The sequence below is a fragment of the Nocardia higoensis NBRC 100133 genome, from assembly GCF_000308595.1.
GTDB classification, from domain to species: domain Bacteria; phylum Actinomycetota; class Actinomycetes; order Mycobacteriales; family Mycobacteriaceae; genus Nocardia; species Nocardia higoensis.
This window is the reverse complement of the sequence record NZ_BAGA01000113.1, coordinates 1-8,271: the sequence shown is the minus strand read 5'-3', so window position 1 is coordinate 8,271 and position 8,271 is coordinate 1. Positions and strand designations below refer to the sequence as shown.

Genomic DNA, 8,271 nt, shown 5'->3' with positions numbered 1-8,271 from the left:
CGAGCGCCCTGGCCCGGCGGAGCTCCTCGGGGGTGTCGCAGTCGGCGAGGCTCGCCTGCACGGCCCCGGACAGTTCGACGATCTCGGTCCGTGCCGGGACGATCGCCTTCATCGGTTGGTTGACCACCGAGTCGAGCCCGTCGAGCGCGGCCCGCAGGGCACTGCGTCGCCACACTCCCACCAGGTACTGCGGACGCCCGTCGGAATCCGCGGCGAACACCGCGTCCGCCCCCGACCTCGTTGCGCGCTCGCACAATTCGTCGATCGCCTCGGCGGTGAGGAACGGCATGTCCGCCGCGAGCACCGCCACCAGCGCCGCACCGGACCCGCCCAGTTCGGCCAGCCCGGCCTCGATCGCGGCGACCGGCCCCGACCCCGCCGGTGCTTCCCGCACCTGCCGGATCTGGGGAGCGAGGTTCGGCCGCGGCGGGCCGACCACCACCGTCCGGGCGCAGCCGGCGACCGCCGCGAGCGCGGCATCGAGCATGGAACGCCCGCCGATCACCAGTCCCGGCTTGTCCACGCCGCCCATCCGGCTCGCCCGGCCACCCGCGAGCACGATGGCGTCGGCGGTGCTCATCGGCCGGAACCCGGTGCGGGCACCGCTGCCTCGGGGGACATCGCAGGGCACGGCATCGCGAAGGTCGGCATGGACCGCATGCTAGTGGGCGTGCCGATGGTGCCGCTCAGGCGCCGAGGTGGTCGGCGGCCGGTCGCAGCAGGCGGAATTCGTTGGCCTCCGGGTCGGCGAGTACGGCTGCCGCCGGGGTACCGCCGTCGACCGGGGTCGCACCCGCGACGCACAGACGCGTGAGTTCCTCGGCGTAGCCCGACCAGATCTCCAGATCGAGGTGCAGCCTGCCGCGCCTGTCGCTCGCGTCGCGACTGCGCGCGAACTCCAGCCAGGAACCGAGGTCGGTGGCCGACCGCAGGCCCACCAGGTCCGGACCGCGCCGGGTCACCGGCCAGCCCAGGGTGCGGGACCAGAAGTCCGACAGCCGATCGGGGTCGACGGCATCGATCACGATCGCCGCCAGCGTGCCCGTGCCCGCATACTGCTCGCGGGGTTCGAGCACACAGAACTCGTTGCCCTCCGGATCGGCCAGCACGGTCCACGGCGCCGCGCCCTGCCCCAGGTCGATGTGGCGGGCGCCCGATGTCAGCGCGCGCCGCACCTGCTCGCGCTGATGGCCGGTGGTGCGGCTGCACAGATCGAGATGGAGCCGGTTCTTGCCGGACTTCGCCGCGGTGGCGGGACGGAAGCTCAGTGCGACATCGCAGCCCGCCGGGTCCGAGGCGGCCACGTCCACGCGCTCCGGCGTATCCAACAGGACTGTCCAACCGAGCAATTCGGCCCAGAATCCGGCCAGCCCGCGCGGCTGGTCCGCGTCGAACACGACACACGCCAGGTGGGTGGACATGAACCCACGGTAGACCTGGGGAGCGGTCTCGGCGCCGAGTTCAGGAAAGCGGGAACCGTGCCGCGGCCATGTCGACGCGTCCGTCGCGCAACGGCACCCCCTCCTCCGCGAGCAGACGCGCCTGCCGCTCCGACTTGCCGGTCGCCGGCCTGCCGCCCGCGCCGACCACCCGATGCCAGGGCAGATCGGCGGAATCGGTGCGCATGATCCAGCCGACCGTGCGCGGCGTCGACAGCCCGGCCGCCGCGGCGAGGTCGCCGTAGGTGACCACGCGCCCCGGCGGGATGCCCGCGATCAGCGCGCGCACGTGCTCGATCTGCGCCTCGGAGGTGGCCATTGTCAGAGCACTCCGCGGATCAGCTCCGCCGTCTGCGTGGACCGGGCCAGCGGAACCATGTGGTCGCAGTCGAACTCATGGACCGTCAGCGCGGACCCGAGGTGCTCGGCGAGCGCCGAGCGGAAAGCCGGGGTGACGAACGGCGGCTGCACGAGCATCGCCTGCACCAGCACGGTCGGCAGCCCCGCGGGCGGCAGCACGAACGGGCGGGCCAGCTGTCCCCAGTAGGAGGTGACAGCCGGCAGGCTCAGCCGCCAGCCGACCCGGCCGCCGGGACCGGGCCTCAGGTGCTCGTCCAGCTCGATCTCGAGCAGTTCTGCGGGTACGTCGTGCCAGGCGCTGGCGAGCTTGTCGCGGCGGGCCTCGTCGCGATCGGCGTAATCGGGATGGTCGAGATTGCGCTGGGCGATGTCAGCCAGCGCCGCCGGATCGATCGCGATCGCCGGATCCAGCAGCACCAGCGCGCGGACCAGCTCCGGATGCCGGGCGGACAGGTGCACGGCGGTGGCGCCGCCGAAGGAGTGTCCGGTCACCACCACCGGGCCGTCGGTCTCGCCGCGCAGCAGATCGGCCAAGTCGGCCACCACGGTCTCGAAGTCCCAGGGCGGCAGATTCGTGGACCGGCCGTGGCCGCGTAGATCGGGGGCGAGAATGCGGACATCGGGCAGTTCGCGGGCCAGCGACGCCCAGCGCGCGCCGTGTCCGGTCAGCCCGTGCAACGCCAGCAGCACCGGCGCGTCCTCGGGACCGAAGCGGTGTAGGTGAAGAGTCGACACCGGGACCATTGTGTCGGCAGCGCGGCCGCGGGTCACCCCGGGTGGTGACGCATCCGACTCCACGGGGCCGTACCGGCCGATCGTGTCGGCCCGGTCTGTTGCAATAGCCCACGTGGTGCGATCGGATAGCGCGGTGCGACTGGTTCGCCGGACAGTAACGCCACCCGGGGCCAGGCTCTGGGGCGCCGAACTGCGCCCGCTGCTCGAGGCCGTCGCAGGCCCGCCCGCGCCACGCCCGCGCTGGCAGCCGTGGCAGGTGCTCGGCGGTCCCGGCACCGGCAAGACCTCCCTGCTGGTCGATCTGGCCGCGGGGCGCATCGCCGCGGGCGCCGACCCGGAATCGGTGCTGGTCCTGACCCACGCCAAACACGCCGCGGCCGCCGTGCGCGACGCCGTGACCGCGCGGCTGTCCGAAGGCGGCCCCACCGCGGGCGGCGTGCCGGGAGCCAGTCGTGAACCGCTGGTGCGCACCGTGCACTCCTACGCCTTCGCGGTGCTGCGCAGGCATGCGACCGCCCACGGCAATCCGCCGCCGCGTTTGCTGACCGGTGCCGAGCAGGATGCCGTGCTGCGCGAGATGCTGCGCGGCGATCTCGCCGACATCGCCGCGGGCGCGCGGCATCTGTGGCCACCACGGCTGCATCCGGCGCTCGGCCTGGACGGGTTCGCCCAGCAGCTGCGCGACCTCATGCTCCGCGCCACCGAACGCGGCCTCGGCCCCGAGGACCTGGAACGGATCGGCCGCGAACACGACCGCGAGGAATGGATCGCCGCGGGCCGGTTCCTGCAGCGCTACGAACAGTCGCTGCTGCTGCGCTGGTCGGTCGGCGTGGAGGCACCGGAGGCGACGGCGCCCGCGCTCGACGCCGCCGAACTCGTCGGCGCCTGCCTGGACGCTCTGGCCACCGACGCCGATCTGCTCGCCGACGAACGCGCCCGGCTGCGCTATCTGTTCGTCGACGACGCCCAGCACCTGGATCCTCAGGCCGCGCTGCTGGTGCGCGTCGTCGGCGCCGCCGCGCACACCGTCGTGGTCACGGGCGACCCGGATCAGGCGGTGTTCACCTTCCGCGGTGCCGACACCCGCTTCGCCGCCGACCCGGGCGCCCCCGAGGAGCGCAGGATCGTGCTGCGCGAGAACCATCGAAGCGCACCCGGAATCCGCTTGGTCACCGACCGGATCGCCGCCGCACTGCCCGGCAGCGCACCGCATCGCGTGGCCCCCGGGCCCGCCGCTCCCGGCGAGAGCGGCGCGGTCCGCGTCCGGGTCCTGGCCACCCCTGCCAAGGAGGCCGCCCTCATCGCCGACCACCTGCGCCGCGCCCACCTGACCGGCGGCGTGCCGTGGTCACGTATGGCCGTCATCGTGCGCTCGGTGCCGCTCTCGCTGGCGCCGCTGCGCCGGGCGCTGCTGGCCGCCGGAGTGCCGGTGCGTCAGCCCACGCTGGACGCGCCCCTGGCGCGGCGGCGCGGCGCCGCCTGGATGCTGCTGGCCTTGCGGGCGTTGCTGGCCGCCGACCGTCCCGGCGCGTCCTCGGTCGCGATCTTCTCCGCCGAAGATGCTCTCGACCTGCTCGCCGGACCGCTCGGCGGCGCCGACCAGATCACCCTGCGCCGGCTGCGGCGGGGCATCCGCCGCGCCATGCCGACTGTGCGCCGAGGTGCCGCATTCGGTTACGGCGAAAGGGAATCAGCTGTAGTCGCCGATGCCGAAGTCCTTGGAACTCTCGCCGCCGCGGCCCTCGTCGATTTCGATGCCGCCGATCAGGAAGTAGCTGTGCGGCCGATGCCGGAATCGGCTCGCACGGCGACAGCCCGAGCATCAGATGCAGTCGAGGAAGTCGACAGCGCCGGGCGGCCCGGCGCGCCAGGGCATGGCGACCGACCCGCACGGGACGGCGATGCGGAATCGCAGCGCATGCGCTCTCGATCGGATGGCAGTCCGGCCGGGGGCTCGCCCGGCACAGGCGTCGGCGATACGGAGGCGGGCGAGCCCGAAGAAACTGCGCGGGCTCCGCTGACCGACGACGCCGAGTGGCGGGAGATCGATGCGTACTGGGGCCTGGAGGTCGACGAGACCGCCGACGACGCGGCGCGACAGGCCGGTGTCCGCCCCGGGTCGCTCGAGCCGGTGGACCCGCAGCTGCCGGGCCGATCGGCCGCTGCCGGTGTGCGGGTGGCCGGTTCGGGGCCGGGCGCGCAGGTCGAGGTGGCGCAACCGCCGCTGCTGGACCAGTCCTCGGCCGAGGTGCTGCGCGGCCTGCTCGTCGGCGGCGGGGATCGCGCGGTGCTCGACGGGCTGACCGAGGTGGAGGCGGCGCCGCTGCGCCGGGTGCTGCACGCGCTGGACCGGGCGCGGGCGGCGCGGGAGCGCGGCGCGAGCCTCGAGGATGTGCTGTGGGCGTTGTGGACGGCGTCGCGGCTGGAGCGGCGCTGGGTGGCGCAGTCCGAACGAGGCGGGGCGGTCGGCATGCAGGCCGATCGGGATCTGGACGCGGCGGTCGGACTGTTCGACGCGGCGGCGGCCTACGTCGACCGGTTGCCGCGCGCGGGCATCGAAGGATTCGTGGATTACATTTCCCAGCAGGAGATTCCGCACGACAGCAGGCCGTTGACCCCGCCCGCCGAGGAGGTCGCGCTGCTGAGCGCGCATGCGGCGGCGGGCCGGGAATGGGATGTGGTGGCGGTCGCCGGCGTGCAGGAGGGGATCTGGCCCAACACCCGGCCGCGCGGCACGCTGCTGCACACCGAGGAACTGGTGGACCTGCTCGCCGGGGTGGGCGGCGCCGGCGAGTACGTCAGCCGGTCGGCGCCGATCCTGGCCGAAGAACGCAGGCTGCTGCTGGTCGCGTGCGGCCGGGCCCGACGGTCCCTGCTGGTGACGGCGGTGGAGTCGGCGAGCGGCGATCGCGACCTCGTCCCGTCCCGTTTCCTCACCGAACTGCTCGGCCGCACCGAGGATTCCGAGCCGGGCGTGCTGCCCGTGGTGGATCCCGGACGCGCCCTGGTCATGCACTCGCTGGTGGCCGAATTGCGCGGCGTGGTCTGCGATCCGGATGCCGAACCCGCTCGCAGGCGCCGCGCCGCGCACCAGCTCGCGCGCCTGGCCGATGCCGGGGTACCTGGCACCGCGCCCGAAGAGTGGTACGGCACAGCCGAACTCAGCACGACGGATCCGTTGTGGGACGAGGACGAGGCGGCGGTCGCGCTCTCGCCCTCCACGGTCGAACTGCTGCGGACCTGCCCGCTGCGCTGGGCGCTGGAACGCCACGGCGGCACCGACGGCAACAATCCGCACGCGGTCAAGGGCAGTCTGGTGCACACGCTCGTGCAGGCGCTGGCGGGTCGCGTCCCGGTCGACCAGGTGCGGGCCGCGCTCGACAAGGCCTGGCGCGCTGTCGATCCCGGCGACGGCTGGCATTCGCGCCAGGAACGCCGCCGCACCGAGGCGATGCTGGAGACCTTCATGGCCTGGGTGCGCAACACCCGCGGCGAACTGACCCAGGCCGGGGTGGAGGTTCCGGTGGACTGTGTGTTGCCCGCCCGGTCGCCCGACGAACGGCCGGTCCGCATCCGCGGCCGGGTCGACCGGCTCGAGCGCGACGAGCAGGGCCGCTTCGTCATCATCGACGTCAAGACCGGCAAGAACCCGATCAGCAAGCAGGCCGCCGCCGACCATGCCCAGCTGGCCACCTACCAGGTCGCCGCGGCCGCCGGTGCGCTCGACGGCCCGCCCGACGGTGATCCCGCCCCGGCCGCCACCGAATCCGGTTCGGACAGCGACGATTACGGTGACGACTCGCGAGCCGCCGAGCCGGACACCTCGGGCTCGCTCGGTGAACCGGGCGGCGCCCGGCTGGTGTACGTGGCCAAGTCGCACAAGACCGAAGGCGCCACCCAGCGTATGCAGGACCCGCTCGACGCGCAGACGCTGCGGGACTGGCGCGACACCATCCACGACGCGGCCGCCGCGACGAAGGGTCCGAGCTACCTGGCGATGCGCAACGACGGTTGCAGGCACTGCTCGGTCGCGGGCAGCTGCCCCGTGCAGGACGCGGGCAGGCAGGTGACCGACGAGTGATCGTGTCCCCGCAGCGGATCGCCGAGTCGCTCGGGCTGCCACCGCCCACCGACGAGCAGGCCGCGGTGATCGCCGCCCCCCCGGGTCCCACGCTGGTGGTCGCGGGCGCGGGGGCGGGCAAGACGGAGACGATGGCGGCGCGGGTCGTGTGGATGGTCGTCAACGGTCTGGTCCTGCCCGAACAAGTCCTCGGCCTGACCTTCACACGCAAGGCCGCCCAGCAGCTGACCGCCCGGATCCGCACCCGCCTCGCCAGGCTGGCCGGCTCTCCGCTGCTGCGTGAACTGGACTCCGGCGGCACCGTTCGCGCCCAGTTGGCCGCCGCCGAACCGGAGATCAGCACCTATCACTCCTACGCGGGCAGGCTGCTGGGCGAACACGGGCTGCTGCTGCCGGTGGAGCCCTCGGCCACGCTGCTCACCGAGACCCAGCTGTGGCAGCTGGCCCACCAGGTGGTGCGCACCTGGGACGGCGATCTGGAGACCGAACGCAGCCCGGTGTCGGTGACCGAGGCGGTGCTGGCGCTGTCGGGGCAGCTGGCCGAACACCTGGTGGACCCCGACCAGCTGGCCGAGGCGCACACCGAACTGGAGAAGCTGATCAACACCCTGCCCGCCGGACCGCGCCAGCGCGGCGGGCCCGGTCAGACGCTGCGCAACATCCTGCGCGCGCAACGCGAACGGGTGGCGCTGCTGCCCCTGGTCAGCGCCCTGGACGAGGCGTTACGGCGGCGCGGCGCCCTGGATTTCGGCGCGCAGATGTCACTGGCCGCGCGTCTGGCCGCCGAACACCCGGAAGTCGCGCAGTCCGAGCGCGAGCGTTTCCGCCTGGTGCTGCTCGACGAATATCAGGACACCGGCCACGCCCAGCGTGTGCTGCTGTCGGCCCTGTTCGGCGGCACCGACGGCCCGGCCCGGCCCGCGGTGACGGCGGTGGGCGATCCGATGCAGTCGATCTACGGCTGGCGTGGCGCGTCGGCGGCCAATCTGCCCCGGTTCGCCACCGACTTCCCCGCCGCGCCGGGCGTGCCGGCACCGATCCTGCCACTGCTGACCAGCTGGCGGAACCCGCCCGAGGCGCTCGCGCTGGCCAACCTCGTGGCCGATCCGCTGCGCGGCGCGGCCCGGGGCGCGGGCGGCGCGACGGTCGACGCGCTGCGGGCCAAGCCGGGCGCGGAACCCGGCGTGGTCGCTCTCGCCCTGACCACCACCGTCGTGGACGAACGGGACTGGGTGGCCGAGCGGATCGCCGAGGAATGGCGAGCCAGGCACGAGGCGGGCGAGGAGCCGCCCACCTCGGCGGTGCTGGTGCGCCGCAATGCCGATGCCGCGCCGCTGTCGGAGGCTCTGCGCGAACGCGGGCTCCCGGTCGAGATCGTCGGCCTGGGCGGTCTGCTCGCGACCCCCGAAGTCGCCGACATCGTGGCGACCCTGCGACTGATCGCCGAGCCCTCCTCGGGCAGCGCCGCGGTGCGGGTGCTGACCGGGGCGCGCTGGCGGATCGGCGTCGCGGATCTGGCCGCCCTGGCGCGCCGGGCCAGGGATCTGTCGGTCGCGCGCCCGGGGGGCGAGGCGGGCGCGGAGATCACCGACGGCGCCGCACTGGAGCAGGCTCTGCGTGAGGTCGCGCCCGAACCCGTCGAGCAGGCCGGGCTCG

Annotated in this window: 6 protein-coding genes; 2 read left to right on the top strand and 4 right to left on the bottom strand. The window is 73.8% G+C overall.

Annotated features, from left to right (window positions below; all coding sequences use genetic code 11):
- From mobA to ON26_RS20710, 4 genes are all read right to left on the bottom strand, one after another.
- Positions 1-580 (bottom strand): molybdenum cofactor guanylyltransferase (gene mobA / locus ON26_RS20725; RefSeq protein ID WP_040797884.1); only part of this gene is annotated, 580 nt, incomplete at its 3' end.
- 106 nt (positions 581-686) lie between these two features.
- On the bottom strand, positions 687-1,421 hold the full coding sequence (locus ON26_RS20720; RefSeq protein ID WP_040797883.1) for a VOC family protein: 735 nt from the start codon (positions 1,419-1,421) through the stop codon (positions 687-689).
- Between the two features lie 40 nt (positions 1,422-1,461).
- On the bottom strand, positions 1,462-1,758 hold the full coding sequence (locus ON26_RS20715; RefSeq protein ID WP_040797882.1) for an MGMT family protein: 297 nt from the start codon (positions 1,756-1,758) through the stop codon (positions 1,462-1,464).
- Positions 1,759-1,760: 2 nt separating this feature from the next.
- Positions 1,761-2,543 carry an alpha/beta hydrolase gene (locus tag ON26_RS20710; RefSeq protein ID WP_083884248.1) on the bottom strand — a complete coding sequence of 261 codons (783 nt, stop codon included), beginning with the start codon at positions 2,541-2,543 and terminating at the stop codon, positions 1,761-1,763.
- Between the two features lie 124 nt (positions 2,544-2,667).
- Here ON26_RS20710 and ON26_RS20705 point away from each other — a divergent pair, with 124 nt between their 5' ends.
- Together ON26_RS20705 and ON26_RS20700 are read left to right on the top strand one after the other, a co-directional pair.
- Entirely contained in the window at positions 2,668-6,615 is a 3,948-nt protein-coding gene (locus ON26_RS20705; protein ID WP_245545928.1) for an ATP-dependent helicase, read from the top strand.
- Positions 6,612-8,271 (top strand): ATP-dependent helicase (locus ON26_RS20700; protein ID WP_040797881.1); only part of this gene is annotated, 1,660 nt, incomplete at its 3' end. The genes ON26_RS20705 and ON26_RS20700, both read left to right, overlap by 4 nt.

Bases quoted from the DNA above. Each gene is read 5' to 3' on its own strand.
- ON26_RS20715 (WP_040797882.1), bottom strand. From the start codon at position 1,758: ATGGCCACCTCCGAGGCGCAGATCGAGCACGTGCGCGCGCTGATCGCG.
- ON26_RS20720 (WP_040797883.1), bottom strand. From the start codon at position 1,421: ATGTCCACCCACCTGGCGTGTGTCGTGTTCGACGCGGACCAGCCGCGC.
- ON26_RS20710 (WP_083884248.1), bottom strand. From the start codon at position 2,543: ATGGTCCCGGTGTCGACTCTTCACCTACACCGCTTCGGTCCCGAGGAC.